Genomic DNA, 19,766 nt, shown 5'->3' on the forward strand with positions numbered 1-19,766 from the left:
TCCTATCTATAGCCTTCCAAAATGCCGGGGTTTAAAATATTATTGGGGTCAAAGAGAGCCTTTATTCTTTTAACTAATTGGTAAGATATATTACCATATCTTTGAATAAAGAAAGGTGTTCTCTTGGCAAATTGCCCCCATTCCCCGCCGCAGGTACGGTATTTTAAATTAATTTCTGCTTCACGTTGAAACAGTTCTTCCGTTGCTTTGGCAAGCTTTTGATCGTCCCAATCCGCCGGAAGCAGATATGAAGCATGGATGGCTAGGGCACCTATGTGTCCGAAAAGAAGTGTGGGCATTTCCTGTAGAACGGAAAGACCTTCATTAAAATTTTCCGCATCCCGTATAACATGAACCAGCTCGGCGAGGTTGCCCGATAATTCAGAAGTAATCAGCTTACCTTTTTGAACTTGCATAATGTAAGACCCAATCACCTCCCGGGTGCCCCATAGTTTGTCCCATTCATCCATATCGGTTACCCGGTAAGCTTCTATAGTCCGTTCCTTATTAAAAGATTTGACTTGTTCATCGACTCTATACTCCGCCTCTCGTACCGTTAAGCCTTCTGCAACCGTTAACAGAACCGGACCCGGGGGGGGTTCCATTCCCTTAACCTGAAAGCCTATATCGGCAATGGTCTTAGACATGAATTCCATAAATATAGGGGCCGGACGCTTTTCCAAATACATCCGCTGAACTCCCTTGGCAAGCGCCTCTAAATCTTCGAAAACAGCCACTCCGTAAGCTCTGGGCAGTAACGGCAACAGTCTCATTCTAATCTTAACAATAACCCCTAAAAGGCCGTCTCCGCCGACAAAAAATTTGGTTAAATCAGTACCGGCCGGTCTTCTTAATCCCACCGTGCCCGTCTCTATGATTTCACCCGTGGGTAGAACCACATCCAATCCGTGCACATAATCACCCGGCTTGCCCGTATACGGGTCTGTCAGGTGCCCGCTGGTATTATTGGATATCAGCCCTCCCATACTGGCAATAACCTGGCTGCCCGGGTACACGGGCAGATAGTAGCCCTTTGTTTTTAATGCGTCAGCCATATCCTTGCAGCGTACACCAGGCTCACACTCAAAATATCCGCCTTCTTCAATAATCTCAAATGAATTCATTCTTTTTGTATTTAAGACGATACCCGGTGTATGAGGCCTTGAAGGGCCGTTAAGCTGGGTGCCCGAGCATCTAACAAATACAGGTATCTTTTTGCCGTTAGCATATTTAAGTATCTCCGATATTTCTTCTTTATTATTGGGCAACACTACTACGTGAGGGATATTGCTTTCTAACACATGATAAGGCATGGGATCAAGAGCACTTTTTATCCTTTCAAAAATACTGTCCGAAACATAAGGTTCACCGACTATTTTGGCAAGGTCATTTTTTATTTCCCCGGCCTGAATGCTTTGAACCATAACACTCACTCCCCATCTATTATTTTGCTGTCGTATTCATTATATTTCCAGGGCTTCACTAAAAAGCTCCGCTATATCCATGACTTTCAGATTTTCCTCTTGTCCCATATCCTTAACAGCATTTAGGAGCATGGTATGGCACCATGGACAAGCCACAGCCAGCACATCAGCGCCTGTTGCCAGAGCCTGTTCAACTCGGATATTAGCCAGACGCTTTTCCTCTTTTATCTCCGCCCACATTCTGCCTCCTCCGCCACCACAGCAGAGGCTCATTTTTCGGTTTTCTTTCATTTCTGCCAGCTTGACCCCCGGAATGGCCGAGATTAACTCTCTTGGCTCTTCATAAATGCCATTGTGCTTACCCAGATAACACGGGTCATGATAAGTTACAACATAATTCAGTGATTTTTGAAACTTAATACTATTTTGAGTTGCCAATTTATGAAGAAATTGAGTGTAATGCAACACCTCAATATTCTCAAGACCCCGGTACTCATTAATAAAGGTGTTGTAACAATGAGGCGAAGCAGCTACAAGTTTTTTGGCTCCACACTGCAAAAAATTTTGCGCATTTTTTTGTGATATTTCATCAAATAGAAATTCATCGCCCAAACGATTGGCTGCACAACCGCAGCATGTTTCATTTTCCAGAATTCCGAAATCTATACGCGCACTGCTTAGTATTTTAACCAGACTCTTGGCCACATTGTGCATATCCGGGTCGTATGATGTGCTGCAACCAACATAGTACAGAACCTTCGAACTTTGTTCAGGTATTCTCTTAATTTTAAGATCACCTACCCAGTTCAGCCTGTCCTCCGGATTAAAATTGTAGGGGTTACCGTTTCTGTATATAGCTTTTAAAGCGTTGCGCTGATACGGCATGGGGGCAAGATTCTTATCGACCAGCAGCTTGCGCCCGTTTTCTATTATCTCCAGCAAGGGAATGCCCGCACTTAATTCCTCGCAGGCCATGACACAAGAATTGCAAGTGGTACATGAAAATAAAATATCCACTATATCCTTATTAGTTTCCTCTCCCTCTAGATCCCATTTCAGGTAATAGTAAATAGACTGGATAATCCCCGAAGGCCCATTAACCATAAAACCTTCCATCGAATTGTACAGCGGGCATCGCGAGTAACAATAGTTGCAGTTTCGACATCTGAAAGTAGATTTAGATATCTCTTCTTCCAACCGTTCCGCGTACCCCTCGTAATCCAACATCGTTTTTCCCCCTTATGCTGTCATTTACCGTTAAGTTGTTGTTTACGATAAAATTAACTTCGCATACTTGAATGAACTAACCATGTGGTCAATAGACTTTTTAGCTGCCAAAAATTTTTTACCTTTAACAATTCCATTTACTATGTTCTCATGCTCTTCAACAGCTGTTTTCGGCCTGTCGGGTATTGACCAGATGGAAATGCGCATAATTGATGAATAAACTCTTAATTTTTCCAGCATTTGCAGCAACATATCATTTTCGCTAGCATTGGCCAGTTTGGCATGAAAGTCATTGTTCAGCTGTGCCAAAAGCTTATAGTCTTTATCTTCTATTGCTTTTTTAGAAAGGAATATATTACTAATTAAGTATTCTTTTAACTGGTCATCTGCATTTCTGGTTACCAAATAAGCACATAAAGCCTCTAAAACCGACCTGACCTGGTAGTAGTTGATAATTTCCCGGATGTCAAACCTTCTTACTATCATCCCCTTGTATGGTTCTCTAACCAGAAAACCCTCTATTTCAAAGTGTTTTAACGCTTCCCTTACCGGTGTTCTGCTAAGATTCAGCCTTTCCGCAATATCCTGCTCGATTAAACGATCTCCCGATTTATAGAACCCCGATATTATCGATTTTTTAATTTCCGTACAGGCAATCTCATATGCAGTAACTTTTTTATCTTTTTCGTCCATATTTAACCTCACTGTTAAATTATTACTAACATTGTATACAATTTTGCATACAATGGCAATAAAAAACAAAAAAAAAGACAAGGCCCTTCGGTTATTTAAAGGTCTTGTCTTACGAGTTGAAGCAACGACTTCCAACACTTGGTACCGACTAAACGGCACTGCATAATCATTTTGGCAGCTCTTATTTTAACCAAGCGTTATTTTTAGGCAAATAAAACAGAGCAAACCCTTAAAATTTCGCAAGTTTGGAAAAGTTTTTTTATTTTCCCGCCTGCTATACTGTAGATGTGAGGTGGCAAAACATGAGTTATAAAAGGGATATGGAACGGTGCCGCGATTATATTGAAACTCATATCCGCGAGGACATCACTCCGCGCGGATTGGCTAAGCTTCTGGGCTACTCTTTTTATCATTTCTGTCATGTGTTTCGCATCTGCAACGATATGCCTGTTGGCGTATATCTGCGGCGCAGGCGTTTGCAGCGGGCCCTGGATACGCTCGGCCAAGGAGCCCGGATCACCGACATTGCCTTGGACTTCGGTTTTGAAACGCCGTCGGGTTTTGCCAAGGCGTTTCAAAAGGAATTCGGCATGAGTGCAAGCGCATACAGAAAAATGCTGCTTCAGCAAAATGAATTTGATACGAAAGGCGGAATGGTTATGAACGTTCAATTTAAAAGGAAAGATGGTTTTAAAGCAGTGGGTTACTCTATTGCCCCGGAAGATCGGAAAGTAGCCAAGGAAGCTAAATTATCCGATTTAGGCGCCTACTGGCTTTATGCCGATTTTTCTTCCGTTAGCCAGGAAGAATACGCCGGACTGGCCAAAAGCGAAGATGCCGATCAAATCGGCATGTGGTTCCAGCCTGAACAGGAAAACGACGATCTGCGCTATTTTTTGGGACTCGTGGTGGAAGACTTTGCTTATGTTCCCCGGGGAATGGCGCCTCTTGAAATTCCTGCGGCCGATTATGCCGTATTTACCACCGATCCGGCGGATCTGGCCAATGACAAGCCTGCTTTCGGCAAAGAGATTCAGAAGACCTGGAAATACATTTTCGAAGAATGGTTTGAGCAAAGCGGATATGCCTTTGACCAGGATAAATCTGCTTTTGAATTTTATTGCAGCGCAAACGGAAACATAGATTCTACAAACGCCGTAGCCGAGATTTACATTCCTATAAAGAAGTTGTGATGATATTACCTACACCCATTGTTTCCAGGTCGTCGTCGCGTAGCCGCCACAATATAAACAGGCTTTGGGGGTTGTTCTTTTTATCTTAAGGCCTTCTGTAAGCCGTCAGCCAAAAGGGCGGGGACGCGAGTCCCCGCCCTTTTATTGCTCCAGGATAGATTTAGAAGTCAAAATGTGGTGTATAATCGGTGGTGTAGAACCAGTTAATGATCGTGTTGTCGGTGGTCAGCTGATAATCGGCCGCGCCCACCCCGGGGACCTTGCAGGTGGGTGTATATACATCGTCCATATACATCCAGCCGGAAAGGTAGCCGCCGTCAAATTCGGCCAGTCCGTTCAGCTCGGCAAGATAAGCTCCGCCGTAGGAAATGGTGGTAGGATCACTGAAGTATCCTTCTTCCTCCGCCCAATCCGCAAAGTCGACCATGATTTTCATCACCGTGGTGCCGGGATCCACATAAAACCCATCAGTGTCAAAGTATGCTTCCGTCGCTGCGTTGATCTCTTCGCACTGGTCAATGATTTCGCCGGTGTAATATGTTTCGTCATTCTCTATTTCGTCAAGGACAATGTCGTAGTATACTTTAATTTGTTCCGGCAGCCTGGCGCTGACATGATAGTCCCGGCTGGCGCCGCCGTTGGTGACCGTCATGACATTCAGGTTTTGATCCAGGTCAAAGGTATAGCTGCCGCTCACGCACCCGGATGCCGAAGCGCCACCGGCCAGGGTCATGGTGCCGGGAACGGCTGAGAGGTTGGTGCCCGAAGGCAGTGGTTTATTGCCTCTGACGTAGTACTTGATAATCGTCCACTTAAAGTCTTCCTGCTCATACCAGGGATTGCCTGCAAATCTGTCGGTACTGGTCCCCTCAACGGCCGCGTCAACACTCGGGCTGGTGGTGAACACCACGTTTTCAACCTTTAACGGGTCCGAGGGTGAAACGCTGACGGTAGTGCCGTTGGGAAGGTCGGCCGCCAGGACATATTCCGTGTCGCCGATTTTAACGTCATAGGCTTCGTTCAGCAGGTTCACATTGCTGGCGGTGCGGGTCGTGGTGCCGTCTCCGATGAAGGTCAGGGTGTTTGAGCTGACCGTGGTGCTCGCGCTCTTCAGATTGATCACAATGTTAGCACCCTGCAAGTCATATTCCGTGTCCAAATCGGCCCGGATAAACTTGGTGGGGCCGTTGTCGTCTTCTTGGAATACGGCGGCTTTACCGCCGATACTAATAGACATGACTTCAGAGATCGTAACCGGCGTGCTGGATTCCGGCTTGTCCACGTCGGCGAACGCCGGAACGGCGCCCAGAGACAGCGCAAAAACAAGCGCCAGGAAAATAACTAGACTTCTTTTTGTAATGGTCTTTCTCACTTCAAAACCCCCTTTTATTTTACTCAACTAATTGCATTGGCCTGCCGCGAAAACCGACCCCGCTTAATTTTCCGGTTTCCGGAAACCACCTCCTTTGCGGGCCCTTGCGGGTTATTCCCGGTTTATCTTTTGAGCTTCAACAAAAAACTCCTCGGCATTAAGCCAAGGAGAAAATAAATTTTATTTCCTAACCTACTCAATGTCCCGTGAGTACAACGGCAGTCTTACCAAGCAGGTCTCCTGACTCGGGCTCAACGCCGGCCTGAACCTTCCCGGGTAATCCCCAGTGGCATCTTTTCAGGCAAGCTCCCCCTTACAGTGGCGGGTCCGCGCCGGATTTGCACCGGCTTCCCTTTTCAGTTTTGCATAATGCAAAACCACTTAGTAAGCAGATATTCAATTATCATATTTCCTGTCTTTTCCTGCTTTTACAGTAACATGTTTTTTTTCTGTTTTCAACAATATTCGTTCGTTATATTTCTGTCTTTTTTGCTAATATTCCTATTTTTATTTCATGTGCCGTGTTTTGTCTGTTTTCTTCGCACAATCATTGGTTCCGCTTATACCTTCTGTATCTTCCCGCTCCGCCGGACAGGATAACTGCCAGGACGACGGCTCCTATGGCAACGGTCAGCCAGGGGTTGGTGGCTACGGTCTTTTTAACAATTTCAAATACGGCCGTTTCTTTTTGATCTGTTCTTTGATCCGCTGCTTGATCTGTTTGGGGAGTTTCCTTGTCGCTGCTTTCCTTTTCGTTAGCCGGAGTTATGTCACCGGCGGCGGTATTTTGAGCAGCGTTTACCGGTGCGGGGGGGGCGGCTCCCAGATTGGCGCTCTGCCCGGGCTCAACGCCCGGCGCGGGTGCGGCGGAACCATCCGGCCAGACGCCGCCGGAAGCGGTTCTGACCCCGGTTTGGACCTTGTCGGCAAAGAGCGAGCCCCAGTCGTTGCCGTCGTCGGGGTGCAGGACCACCAGGTCTTCGCGGCAGTCCGAATAGCCGTAATAGATATGTTTATTGTCAATCCCCCGGATAAAATCAATTTGCCGGCTTGCAAAGGGGTTGTATTTTTCCGAGATGCCGGTTTCCTGCCCCAGCAGGTAACCCTGCAGTTCCACCGTCCGCAGACCGGTGCAGCCGCTGAAATCATACATACCCAAAGCCTGTAGGCTGGCGGGAAGTTTAACGGATTCCAACGCGGTGCAGCCGGCAAAGGTGTAGCCGCCGGTTCTGGTGATCCCTTCGGCCAAAGTGACGTCCTTAAGATTCACGCAGTCCCTGAACAAGCCCGTGCCAAGGGTGTAGTCCAGGCTGCCGGACTTGATAGTGGCGGACTCCAGGTCCCGGCAATCGTTAAAGGCGTAATCCTGGAGCCTGGTTACGCTTTTGGGGACGACGATCTCCCGGATCAGGGTGGAGGAAAAGGCGTTTCTGCCGATATTCTCAAGCCCTTCCGCCAGGGTGACTTCCCTGACGCCGATGCAGCCTGAAAAGGCGGCGGCGCCGACGGTTTGCACGGTTTCAGGAATCGTGACGGCAATAATATCCGGATTATCGGCAAAGGCGCTATTTTTAATCGCCGTCACCTTGTACCCGGCAATGGTTTCCGGTATTTGCAGCCAATGCATCCGCTCTTTGCCGATGCCGTCCCGGAAGCCGTTGATAATGGCCGTCCCGTCTCTCTGCACGCTCCAGTCAAACACCGTCTCCGGACCGGTTACGTTGACCTCCGCCGTTCCGGTGTAAACCCTTCCGTTATAAGTCAGGGAGGCGGTAATGTCGCTGACCCCCGCTTGAAGCGCGGTCACCCTGCCGGTATCGTCCACGGCGGCCAGACTGTTGTCGGAAGAACTCCAGACAACCGGTCCGGCGTCCGCCGGCAGCCCGGCTTTGACCACGGAGACGGGCTCCGATACGCTGCCGGCTTCCAGATGGGCAAAGGACTCGGGGGGGTGGAGGATCAGCCGGGGATGGTCCTTTTCCGCCTCTTCGTCCAGGGTATAGTAGAACACCTTGTAGGTAAAGGAGATCCGGGTAGTGGCCCCCGAGCCGTCCGCAAAATCCGCAAAAGAGTCCCCCCAGCCCCGGGCGCCCCGGAGCGCGTAGATTTTCAGGTTCTCCGCCACGGCCAGGGGCAAGCCGCTGAAGGAGTCGTTTTCCCTGGTCCAGACGTCATTGGAAACACTGGTGCCGAAGCCGTTGCCTCTGAGCGGCATATTGCCTTCAAAATAGACGGCTTGCAGCCCGGCGCAGCCCGCAAACACGGCGCTGCCCAAATTTTGCAGAGTATAGGGAAAGGTTATACTCTCCAGGCTGGCACAGCCGCCGAAGCTGCCTTTGATTTGCCGCAATTGGGCCGGCAACGTGATTTGCGTGAAGGCGCAGTTGCTGAAGGCGGCGTCTTCAATTACGGTAATTCCGTCCCCCAGGGTAATATCCCGCAAGCGCGCGCAATCCCGGAAGGTCCCGTAGGGCAGTGTCTCCAAACGGGTGGCGGACAAATCTATTTTTTCCAGCCCGGAGCCCTGGAAAGTTTGCCGGCCCAGCGCGGCCAAGCTGTGCGGCAGAGCGATTGTTTTCAGGCTTGCCGTGTACGCAAAAGCCTCGTCCCCGATGCTTTCCAGCCCTTCGTTCAATACCGTCTCCTGCAGCCCGGTACAGCCGCTGAAAGCCTGCTCGCCGATGGTTTTTACGCCGGGGCCCAGGGCAACGAACCGGAGCCCGCTGTTGCAAAAAGCCCCGGCGCCGATTGCCGTCACCGTCTCCGGCACTGTAAAGCTATCTTTGTCAACGGCGCCCGCCGCAACCAGGGCGGTCATATCTTTGCTGTAGATACTCCCGTCCCGGGCGGTGTAATGGGGGTTTGCCGCGGCCACGGTAAAGCGGAGGCTGGGGCAGTTGGTGAAAATGTTGGGGTTAAAGCTTGCCAGCCCGGCCGGGATATTGATCTCCCGCAGGGAGGAACAGTTATAAAAAGCGTTTTCGCCTATCGCCGTCAGCCCTTCGGGCAGTTCAATCCGGGTCAGCGCCGCGCAGTTGGCAAACCCGGAGCCGCCGATGGATTGCAAGGTGCCCGGCAGACTGACTTCCGTCAGTTTGCCGCAAGAGCCGAAGGCTCTGGTTGCGATGTTGGTCACCGGTTTGTCTTCGATATGGTCCGGAATATCGATTCGCGCCGCCGCCGGGTCACACCCGACAATGGTGACGCCGGCCGCCCCCACCTTATATTGCAGCCGGGCCAAGCCGCCGCCGTCTTCGGCCCGGGCGGGCACAGGCGGGGAAAAGGGACCCGGAAAGGCGGCGAGGAAGACTACTGCCCAAAAAACCGGCAGTAATCTCACCGCAAAGGCTAATCTTTTTTCTTTTTTCGCTATGTTTGCCTTGCCCCGCATTTACATATCCCCCATATGCCTCTTGTAACGGCGGTAGCCCGCGGTACCCATAATGCCCAGAAGCACGGCGGACAGCAGTGCCATGGTCAGCGGATTATTGCGCACCGCGTCTTTGACGATTTCAAATACGGTTAATTGCGCGTCCTCGTCTTCTTTCTTTATTTCCTCTTCTCCCCCGCCGGCACTCGGAGATCCGCCCGCCGGCGAGCCGCCTTCGTCAATTTCCTGTTCCGCCGTATTTGCTGCCACGGTGGTTTCATCGGCCTGCCGGGCGATGACCAGGGAATCCGTGATATCCGCGCCGTCCGTTGCCGGCGCTCCCGACTGGCTCGATACGGTCTCATCCGAGTCGCCGCTCTGGCCGGCGCTGCTTCCGTCGCCTATGTCACCGCCTTCGCCTGTGCCCGTACCGTCATCTATGCCGGTGCCGTCGCCTATGCCGGTGCCGTCGCCTATGCCGTCTCCATCACCGTCGCCTATGCCGTCGCTATCGCCATCGCCCGTGCCGTCGCCGTCACCGTCGCCTATGCCGCCCTTGTCCGGATCTTCGGTGTCATCGTCATCGTCGTCATCATCATCGTTGTTGTCCTCTTCTTCTTTCTCCTCTTCCGTAGCGAATACAGCTTTAACGACAGCGTCGCCGCTAAGTTCGAATTGCCCGGCGTCGGTGATATCTTCTTCTTCTCCATTCTGGTGGACAACCATAATTTTTTCAAGCGTATAGGTATACGTTACCCCGTCTTTGGTTTCAGAAGGAGGTGGGGTTGCCGATACTTTAACCGTTGACCCCGCCGCGGCGTAAAGCGGTGTTACAGCGTCGCCCTGATTGTATTTCTCCCGGTCCTGGTTGGTGAATTTAACCGTACTTAATATATTAGTTAAGATAAACGGTGGTGTTATTATTCGGTGATAAGTGGGCGAGCCCAACTCCGGATAACCCTTCTCATCGTTCTGGGTCCACGTTTTCGGCGCTTCCGCCGTGCCTTCGTTGCCGGTGTCCAGGCGCCAGGCGACTTCGCCGCTGGCGAATTGGCCGGGTTCCATACGTTTGGAGGAGGCTGAGTCCGATTTATCGTCATTGGGGTCCGTCAGTTCGCCATCCTCGGCGGCGCTATGGAGGCCCGCTCCCTCCGGGTTTTCGCCGGTATCCGCCGTCCGGAGACCATAATAGTTGTTAGCGTTGTCTTCGTTTATCCGATTGCTTATGCCGTAGACCTCATCGCCGGTGATGGATTCTCCGTACCAGTAGCAGTTGATAATTTTTGCGTATTGAGTTGTACTATTTATCAAGCCATTGGCTGCGCTCGTGCCGCTGATATTGCCGGTACTGTAGCAATTGAGCAAAGCAATTCCATCATCTACGTTTAAGTTATTGTTGCAATCTCCGATCAGCCCCGAGGCCTGTCCGCCGACGGCCGCAACATCCCCCGTGCTGAAGCATTTTGTAGATGTCCCTTGCAAAAAACCGAATAATCCGCCGACTCGATCTTTGCCGGTGATATTACCAATGTTATATGACTCTTCTGAATCAGTAGCTACCTCTCCACCCAAACCGCCGACATTTCTGGCCTCCTCCGCTGTGATATCGCCGGTATTGCGGCTCTTATTCCGAATCTTGATTTTATTAGCTGACGTACTATAGCCAACCAAGCCGCCGATATTGGTGATATTGCTTCCGGTTCCTGCCGTAACCGTAATATTGCCCGCGTTTTCACATTCGGTAATTTCTAACACGCCTTTGCTGTTACCGACAATCCCGCCGACCCCTTGAACATTATCTGTCGAGCTTGGCGTCAGTATTAAATGGGCGTTATTCATGCATTTCTCAAGATACATATGGTTATTACCATATGGTATACCGCCGACAATTCCGCCCACGCCCTCAATATGTTTATCTGCGCCCGCCTTTACCCGGATCTGGCCGTTGTTTACACAATCCTGAATTTTAATATACATAATCTTAGGTGAATGATTTCCCACAATGCCCCCGACATTCTTGCTTCCCCAAACAGTGCCGTCGTTGGTGCAGTCAAGCACATTGCTTTCGTTATAGCCCACAATACCGCCGATATTTTCCTTGTCGTTCTCGCTGAAGTCCACGTGGGAGACTACGCCGGAAATGGTTCCGTAATTGTACCGGGCCGCCGCGCCTGTGTTGTCTGCGGTGACGTCAAGGCTGCCGGTGAGATTGAGGTTCTTGAGCTCCGCATTTTCGCCGACGTAACCGAACAGGGGGGCGCCGTTCAGGGCAACGGTATACCCATTGCCTTCAAAAGCCCCCTGAAATGCCGAAGCGGACGTGGGACCGATGACCGTCCAAGCGTCGGGAAGCTCCAGATCGCCGCCGAGAGCAAAGAACTTATCTGCATAGCTTTCGCCGGCCGCCACTCTGGCCCGGAGTTCTTCCAGAACATTGGCGCTGCCGATGACAAACGGGTTGTCTGCGGAATTGCCGCCGGCCAAATTATTTGTTGCCGTCCAATGGGCATACAGGGTCAGGTCGTCGGTGACAGCGGTGTCAAAATCCCAGGCGGTCCCGCCGCTCCTTTGCGTAAACCACCCGTCAAAGGCATAGGAGACGATCTCGCCGCCGTCGCGGGACGGGTCGGCGGGCTCGGCAACGGTGCCGCCGGTATTGATGATCTGCTCATAGGTGCTGTCCCCTTCCATTTTTCCGCCGTTGGCGTCAAAGGTGACGATCACTTGGCCCTCTTCCTTCCAATGGGCGTAAAGCGTAAGCGGTCCGGTGACGGATAGCGTAAAGTTATATTTTTCCCCGCCGCCGGCCTTGGTGTACCAGCCTATAAACACCATGTTCTCACGGACCGGAGGAGCGGGTGGCGGAGCCACCGTCTCTCCCGCGTCTACGGTTGTCTCATACGTATTTGCGGGCGGGGAGGCATCAAAATGGCCGCCGTTGGCGTTAAAGATGACCGGATGGGTTGTGCCTGCCTGGCCGGCTACGAATTCCGCCGAAATCTCAATATCATCATCCGGCATGGCAAAGGTGAAAACATTACCTGTTCTGGCGCAGTCAACCTCGTAATGGCCGGCCCGGACCCGAACCTCCCGCAGCATGTACCCGGATTCCGGGGCTGCCGTTACCGAGACCGGATCGCCGGCGTTGAAATAGGCGTAGTCGGGGCTGAGCGCAAGGCTGCCGTAAGCCGCCTGCCGGACTGTCGCCTTGTAGACCACGGGGTTGGCTTCATCGGCCGGGACCGGATATCCTTCGGTATCTTCTCCCGTTGTCCGGCGGTACTGACTCCAGAGCCCTTTGCGCAGGGATTCGGCGCCGCCGTCCAGCAAGTAGGCCACTTCGCCGCCGATAAAGGCCTTTTTGTCTTTGGCAACAGCGTATGCGCTGTCTACGGGAGTTTCCGTGTAGCCCTTGCTTAAATAATAGCAGTTGGTGTTGTTGGCATAGTTATAGTTATTATTAGTAGTGTCGTCTTCATCCGTCATCCCGCCGGTAATGGCCCCCATTCTAAGCGAATCGCCGGAACAAGACCCCAGGCTGTAGCAATAGCGGACCGCTGCCCGGTCCGTACTGTTTTCGCCGGAAATACCGCCTGCAAATGTAAATGAGTCTGTGTTAAACACGGTTATTTGACCCAGATTGTAGGAATGGCTGATTGCGCCACCGTTGACTCCGGCGATGCCCCCTACCTGGCTGTGTGCCGTGACGGCGCCCGTGTTGCCGCAGCGGGTTATGGTTCCCGAAAGATCACCGGCGATGCCGCCGGCCCTACTTTTAGTCGTGCTGACAGTTCCCTGGTTCCGGCAATCGCTTATTTTACTGTTTGCCGAGGTTTCTCCGGCAATGCCGCCGGTACTCACTCCGCTGCCGGTGCCGATGTCGGATACCGGGCCGGTGTTGGCGCAGCCTGTTATTTCGTTGCCGCTGCCCGTCAGCTCCCCTGCGATACCGCCGACACCGCCGACACTGCTGCTGGACGACGAGCCGCTGACTGCGGCGTTGTTTGTGCAGCCGGTTATTGCTGTTTCCTGGGCACAGCCTGCTATACCGCCGATGTACTCCGAGCCGCTGACTGCGGCGTTGCTTGTGCAGCCGGTTATTGCTGTTTCCTGGGCACAGCCTGCTATGCCGCCGATGTACTCCGAGCCGCCGACTGCTGCCGCGTTTGCGCAATCGGTGAATATCGCGCCGTCCGCATAGCCGACGAGGCCGCCCACGTTATTTTTCCCCTTGACCCTGCTGTCGTCCGCGTCGTTTGCCATCCGGCAGGCGGTAACCGCGGTGTTTTTGGCATAGCCGATAAGGCCGCCGATGTAATCGCCGCTGCTCTTGATGTTGCCGGTGACGGTCAGGTTTTTGATTTCCCCGCCGCTGGTATAGCCGAACAGCCCCTGGTAATCATCAATCGTGTCCAGCGCCAGGCCCGAGACAGCATAGTCATGGCCGTCGAACACCCCGCTGAAAGGATTGTCGGGGGTTCCCACCGGCACAAAAGCGGAGGTGATTGCAATATTTGCGTCCAGATGAATCGTCTTGCTGGCAAAGCTGACGGCGCCGCCGGCGATTGGCGTTTCGTCCAGCCGCTTGCCGCACACCAGTTCGGTGAGCCCGATCAGCTCCTCATAGGTGTCAATAGTGAATTCAGCCGCGTCCGGGTCCGCCGTGTGCCAGGCAATATCGCCGGGCGGCGGCGCGAAGAATGAATAGTGAAGGGTGATGTCGTCGCTGGCCGGCGCTTCCGGCATGGTTATCGTATAGCTGACGGACCCGTCTTCCCCGTCTGTTATATTGACGATCCCCTCGGGCGAGAAGATAAGCCGGCATTCGTCGTAACCGCTGTTGAAGGTGACGTCCAGGGGGACCACGGAGCTTACTGTTGCCGTACTGGCGGGCAGGTAGGTGTATGCATGGCCGTCGTCGTCGGTAAATATCTTGTACGGACTGCCCGCCGCGGGCGGGGTAAAACGTACGGAGCCCGCCGCCGTTGTGCTGCCGGCTTGTTCCGCCAGCGTCATTTTATAGATCGCTCCCGGCGTATCGGCGCCCTTCAGAACGGGATAATCCTCCCCCTGGGTCCAGGCCTTGTCGCCGCTGCTTTTGCCGGCGTCCAAAAGGTGGGCCACCTCGCCGTACTTGAACGCCTCCGCGTTTTTGCTGGCCGGATTGTCGCTGTCCTCCGCGCAGTAATACGAGTGTAGCGGCTGGAAGAAACCGGGACCGCATAGGCCGTCGGCCTCGGTGTTATAGGAAAAACTATATTGGATAATGCTTTCAGCACACCCGGCAATACCGCCCGCGTTGGCTCCTGAAGTTGCGGCGATACCGCCGAGATTATAGCAGTTTTGAATATCTTCTGTGGCATGACCCGCTATGCCGCCGACATAATTTGCGCCGACGACAGCTTCCGAGTTGCCGCATTTCGTGATGATTATAGAATCCATGCTGCTGAATTTACCTGCAATACCCCCCACGTAATTTTGGGTGCCTGTTACAGCGCCCTTATTTGTGCACCCTATAATGGATTTGCCACAAGAGCCTGCAATACCCCCCACATATTGTTCTTCAGTAGTTCCGCTGCAACTGACCGTTCCCGTGTTGACAGAGTTTTGCATCTGTCCTCCACTATGCCCTATAATGCCGCCAATATATTGATTGCTGCCGGCAATATAACCTGCATTCGCGCAGTCTTCAGTTTTACCCTTTGTACCGCCTGAAATGCCTCCGATATAGCTTGCGCCGTCGATCGCTCCTTCATTATCGCTGCTGCTTACGGTCGATGTGGTATAGCCGGTGATGCCGCCGATATAATTTTTATTGCTGCTAACGGGGCCGGCGTTTGTGCAGCCTGTAATGGCCCCAGAGGTATAGCCGGCTATACCGCCCACATACTGGTCGAGTGTAATGCCGCTGCCGGTAATCACCCCCGGGTTGCGATTGGCGCAATCGGTAATTGTGCTGGTTGCGCTGCCTGCTATACCGCCGATATAAACGGGTCCCGTCACCGCGCCTTCATTGGCGCAGCTGCTGAGCGCCCCCGCCGCTTTGCCGGTAATGCCGCCGGCATAACCGGCAGCGGCGGCAACGGCGCCGACATTGGCGCAGCTGTTGAGCGCGCCCGTGGCGTTGCCGGCGATGCCGCCGGCGTTGCTGCCGTTCCCGCTAACTATGCCGTTATTGACGGAGCTGTTGATGGCGCCCGTGGCGTTGCCGGCGATGCCGCCGGTGTTGTCCCCGTTTCCGTTAACTGTGCCGTTATTGACGCAGTTGTTAATGGCGCCCGTGGCGCTGCCGGCAATGCCGCCGGTGCTGCCGCCGCCGGTTACTGTTGCCGGCTGGCCGGCGCTGCCGAATGTGCAATTGGTTAAGGCTGTGCCGGAGGCGCTGCCGGCGACGCCGCCCACGGAATCCCCATCGCTGTAGACGCTCCCAATCACCACAAGGTCTTTGATCTCGCCGCCGCTGGTATGGCCGAACAGGCCCTGGCCGCCATTGGGGCTGTCCACATAGAGGCCGCTGATGGTATGGTTGTTCCCGGCAAATGTGCCTTTAAAGGGTTTATCCCCGGTACCGATGGCTGTCCAAATTCCGCTTAAGGATATATTGCCGGCCAGTTCCACGGTCTTGCCTGCAAAGGAGTCTTCCAGACCGCCGGCTGTGCCGTTGACCAGGGCCGCCAGGTATTTCAGGTCTTCTGCCGTGGAGAGTATGAATTTACCTTCGGCGTTCCCCGCGCCGCCGTTGTACCAGACTGAGCTTCCCGGACCGCCCGGGCCCGGCGCCAGAAATTCATAAGTTAAATTGACGTCTCTGTTGTTTAGCGCCGCCGTATAGACGCCTTCGCTTTCCGACACTTCCCGGGCCGGCCGGAAGGAGGGGGCATATGCGTTGTAGCCCGGGTTCTTTTGTACGTTTAAGGTGACCGGCAGTCCGGCCGGCAGATAGATGTACGTGGCCCCGCCGGTGCCGCCGGAAAACCGGCAGTGGGCGTACCTTGTGTCGCCGGCGGGCAGGTCCGTGAAGGTTACCGAGCCTGCGCTGCAGGGCGTGGCCGGCTGGGTTAAGGTAAGTTTATAAATTGTACCGGTTCCGAAGACAGGGTAGTTTTCGCCCTGGGTCCAGACATTGCTGCGGGCTCCTTCACCGCCGTCCAGGAACCAGGCCGCTTCGCCGTATAGGAAGGTGTCCTCTGTTCGGCCGTAGGTGCTGTTTTCATCGGCCAAATAGAAGCTGTTGGTAACAACGGGCGAGCCGCCGCCGTATAAGACGGTGTTCCTCTGAATGGGGTGATAGGAGAAGCAGCCGGTGATTTTTGTGTTTTCATCGGCGGCCAGGCCGAGGATGCCGCCCACCGCGGTATCGCCCGTCATAACGGCAAGATTATAGCAGTTGCTGACGATGCCGGAAGAATGCCCGGCAATGCCGCCGGCGTTGATTTCTCCCGCCACCGCCGCGTCGCTGTCGTTGAGGCAGATTTCCACCAGGGCGCTGGAATCGCCTGTAATGCCGCCTGTGTTTGTGGAGCCGGTTACTGCTGCGTGGTTGGTGTTGTTCCGCAGGGTATCCGCGGCATAGCCGGCGATGCCGCCGGTGTTGGTTAAGCCGGTTACCGCCGCGTGGTTGGTGTTGTTTTGCAGGGTATCCGCGGCATAGCCGGCGATACCGCCGACGTTCGCGGTTCCTGTTACGGTGGCCTCTGCGCTGCTGCTGCATTCTTTGACGAGATACGCGCCTGTCCCGGCAAAATAGCCCACAATGCCGCCGGTATTTTCAGCGCCGGAAACAGCGCCGGCGTTCAGGCAATTTTCTATACTGCGGGTTGTGCAGCCGGCGATGCCGCCCGTATCGGAAGACCCTGCGGCGCCGGTGACAATGCCGGTGTTGGAGTTGTCTGAGAGCGTACCTTTCGCATAGCCGACGATGCCGCCGGTATATTGCCCGCCGCCGGTGACGCTCCCCTTGTTTTCATTTCCGCTGCCGGCTCCGCTGGCGCTTCCGGCGATGCCGGCGATGCCGCCCACATCATCGCCCGCCCCTTCGACAGTCCCCTTGTTCACGCTGTCGTTGACAGCGCCACCGGCGTTGCCGACGATGCCGCCCACATCATCGCCCGTCCCGGTGACGGTTCCCTCATTACTATTACTATTGCCGGTTACTGTCGCGGAGCTTGAGCTGTAACCGGCGATCCCGCCCACGTTGCTGCTTCCTGCCACACTTCCCGCATTCGTGGCTGCTGTAACAGAAGTACCGGAAAAGAGATATCCGGCAATCCCGCCCGTGTTATTGCCTGCTCCTCGCACCGTACCGGTGTTGACGGCATTGGTGACAGTACTGTATCTTATATAACCGGCTATCCCGCCGATATAGGTGCTTGAATCTACTCCGAAAAGGTTTCCGCTGTTGGTGCAATTATCAAATGTGCCGTTGGCGCTGGAAGTTCCGTATGCGTAACCTACGATACCGCCGATATAGCGCCCGCTGCCGCAAACCTGGCCGTTAACGGTCAGGTTCTTGATTGCGGCTCCGCTGGTACGGCCGAATAATCCCTGGTAGTCCTGGCTTACCGGGTTCAATGCGCTGCCCAGTTCGTAATCAATGGTATTATTTTGGCCGTCAAAGGTTCCCTTAAACTGGTTGGCGCTGCCGGCTGAATAATCGCCGATTGGCGTCCAACTGCCGGTAACCGTGATATTCCCCTGCAGATTAACCGTCTCGCCGGCAAAGTCATCCCGGAGCGGATTCCCGCTCCCGTCCGTGGCCGTGCCGTTGACTAATTGGGCCAGGCCCAGGAGGTCGGCTTCCGTCTCAATGGTATAGGGGCCGGTTTGCCCAACATACCAGTCCACGCTGCTTGCGGCCGGCTGTGAAAATTTATACTCCAGGTTAATATTGCCGCCGTTAATCTTTACTTCATATTTTCCGTCCTTCTCGGTAACCGCTCCGGCCGGTGTAAAGATCAATTGGTACTCGTCATACCCGGCGGCGCGCCGGACATTTAGTTCCAGGGAGGTGCCGTCCGGCACATACGTGTACTTTTGTCCATCCGGCCCGTCAAACAGTTTATAGTCGCTGTCCGCCGGCAAATCGGCAAAGGTTACCGTCCCCTGGTCGTAGGGCGCTGCCGGCTGACCCAGAAGCAGCCTGTAATAGGAGTCCTTGCCGTCGTCGCTCAGAACCGGGTAATCCGCGCCCTGGGTCCAAATATTTCTATGTTCTTCCGTGCCTCCGTCCAGCAGGCAGGCGACCTCGCCGTATTGGAAGGCTTCCGCCGTCCGGCCATATGCGCTGTTTTCCGCGGCCAGAAAATAGCTGTTGGTTATAGCCGCCCCGCCGCCGCACAAGGGGGTGGCGTCGCCGGAGACGTAAGAGAAGCAGTACTGAAGCTTGGCGTTCGCCTCGGCTTGCCCGATTATACTGCCTGCGGCGCTTGCGCCTTCGACCGGTCCGAAATTGCTGCAGTTTAGAACACTATTGCCGGTTTTCTTGCCAACGATGCCGCCGACATTGGCCTGTCCTTCAATAGTCCCGGAGTTGCTGCTTTTTTCAATATTTCCCCCTGTTTGGCCGACGATGCCGCCGACATTATCCGTACCCGTCACAGCCGCGTTATTTACGCAACCGGTGAGGTTTCCCCCCCCAACATAGCCCGCTATCCCGCCGACATAGCTGCCGCCGTATACCGTCCCCGCCACTGTCAGGTTTTTAATTTGCGCGTATGCACAGCCGAACAGCCCCTGATTATCGCCGGCGGGCGCGTCGGCGCTGCCGATGGTCAACCCGCTGATCGTTTTATTATTTCCGTCAAAGTTCCCTCTGAAGTTGATCGTGTCCTTTATGCCGATGGGCGTCCATGCTTCCCCCGACACATCAATCGTAGCGCCGTCGGGATCCAGGGTAATGGTCTTACCGGAGAAGTTCACGGGGTCAAGCTTTTTCCCTGCCCCGTCAACCGCCGTGCCGTTGACCAGTTCGGCCAGGTAGCGCAGCTCTCCCGCGGTGGCTATGGTAAAAGCCGCGTTCCCGGGATTGTTAAGATACCAAGCTCCGTAGACCGCCGTTGCCGTGGAAAGACCCTCAATCCCTGCCAGGCCTCCTCCGTATACGCTGTCGCCCACGGAGTCGCCTCCTTCATCTCCGTATACGTCGCCGCCCACGGTGTCGCCGCCGTCTCCGTAGACGCTGCCGTTCACACTGCCGCCGACGGCAAAACCATGCGCATACACCGGCATAATGATCTGTGGCAGCAGCAGGTTGATACACAGGATAATGCTTAAGATAAACTTTAACCTTCGCCTTTTCATTCTCTTTCTTTTCTCCTCTTTGATGATTTATTTGCCCCATGGCTTGTCCGGTTAACGCGCAACTTTCTTTTTCTTTGGGGATCAAGTTCGCTTTTAAAAAAAACATCGTTCAAAAAAGAGCAATACCTTCGTGTTCGGTCAGCAGCAGCCAAAATATGTAATCAGTTCCATTAAAAAAAGCCCCTCCG

General features: G+C 53.7%; 7 protein-coding genes and 1 riboswitch. Of the genes, 1 reads left to right on the plus strand and 6 read right to left on the minus strand.

The features are described 5' to 3' along the window. Positions 1-2: 2 nt before the first annotated feature. The 3 genes from ABDB91_RS09205 to ABDB91_RS09215 are packed head-to-tail and all read right to left on the minus strand — an operon-like array spanning position 3 to position 3,344. A complete protein-coding gene (locus ABDB91_RS09205; RefSeq protein WP_347491296.1) occupies positions 3-1,424 on the minus strand; it encodes an FAD-binding oxidoreductase in 1,422 nt (473 codons plus the stop codon). A 39-nt stretch (positions 1,425-1,463) separates the two neighbouring features. Next, positions 1,464-2,651 (minus strand): (Fe-S)-binding protein, encoded by a 1,188-nt coding sequence (locus ABDB91_RS09210; protein ID WP_347491297.1) that lies wholly within the window; start codon positions 2,649-2,651, stop codon positions 1,464-1,466. Positions 2,652-2,693: 42 nt separating this feature from the next. Then, entirely contained in the window at positions 2,694-3,344 is a 651-nt protein-coding gene (locus ABDB91_RS09215) for a GntR family transcriptional regulator (RefSeq protein WP_347491298.1), read from the minus strand. Positions 3,345-3,646: 302 nt separating this feature from the next. On the opposite strand from ABDB91_RS09215, the gene ABDB91_RS09220 reads away from it, so the two are divergent. Next, entirely contained in the window at positions 3,647-4,537 is an 891-nt protein-coding gene (locus ABDB91_RS09220; RefSeq protein ID WP_347491299.1) for an AraC family transcriptional regulator, read from the plus strand. 160 nt (positions 4,538-4,697) lie between these two features. On the opposite strand, the gene ABDB91_RS09225 is transcribed toward ABDB91_RS09220, so the two are convergent. The 3 genes from ABDB91_RS09225 to ABDB91_RS09235 form a co-directional block, all read right to left on the minus strand. Next, complete coding sequence (locus ABDB91_RS09225; RefSeq protein ID WP_347491300.1) at positions 4,698-5,909, minus strand: DUF4430 domain-containing protein; 1,212 nt, start codon at positions 5,907-5,909, stop codon at positions 4,698-4,700. A 212-nt stretch (positions 5,910-6,121) separates the two neighbouring features. Beyond that, positions 6,122-6,309: riboswitch (cobalamin riboswitch) on the minus strand. Between the two features lie 147 nt (positions 6,310-6,456). Next, positions 6,457-9,300 carry a leucine-rich repeat protein gene (locus ABDB91_RS09230; protein ID WP_347491301.1) on the minus strand — a complete coding sequence of 948 codons (2,844 nt, stop codon included), beginning with the start codon at positions 9,298-9,300 and terminating at the stop codon, positions 6,457-6,459. Beyond that, positions 9,301-19,578, minus strand: a complete 10,278-nt coding sequence (locus ABDB91_RS09235) for an InlB B-repeat-containing protein (RefSeq protein ID WP_347491302.1) — start codon at positions 19,576-19,578, stop codon at positions 9,301-9,303. Positions 19,579-19,766: the final 188 nt, after the last annotated feature.

The sequence above is a fragment of the Desulfoscipio sp. XC116 genome, assembly GCF_039851975.1.
Lineage (GTDB): Bacteria > Bacillota > Desulfotomaculia > Desulfotomaculales > Desulfallaceae > Sporotomaculum.

Excerpts from the sequence above, each read along its gene's own strand:
- ABDB91_RS09215 (WP_347491298.1), bottom strand. The coding sequence starts at position 3,344 with ATGGACGAAAAAGATAAAAAAGTTACTGCATATGAGATTGCCTGTACG.
- ABDB91_RS09230 (WP_347491301.1), bottom strand. The coding sequence starts at position 9,300 with ATGCGGGGCAAGGCAAACATAGCGAAAAAAGAAAAAAGATTAGCCTTT.
- ABDB91_RS09205 (WP_347491296.1), bottom strand. The coding sequence starts at position 1,424 with ATGGTTCAAAGCATTCAGGCCGGGGAAATAAAAAATGACCTTGCCAAA.
- ABDB91_RS09220 (WP_347491299.1), top strand. The coding sequence starts at position 3,647 with ATGAGTTATAAAAGGGATATGGAACGGTGCCGCGATTATATTGAAACT.
- ABDB91_RS09235 (WP_347491302.1), bottom strand. The coding sequence starts at position 19,578 with ATGAAAAGGCGAAGGTTAAAGTTTATCTTAAGCATTATCCTGTGTATC.
- ABDB91_RS09210 (WP_347491297.1), bottom strand. The coding sequence starts at position 2,651 with ATGTTGGATTACGAGGGGTACGCGGAACGGTTGGAAGAAGAGATATCT.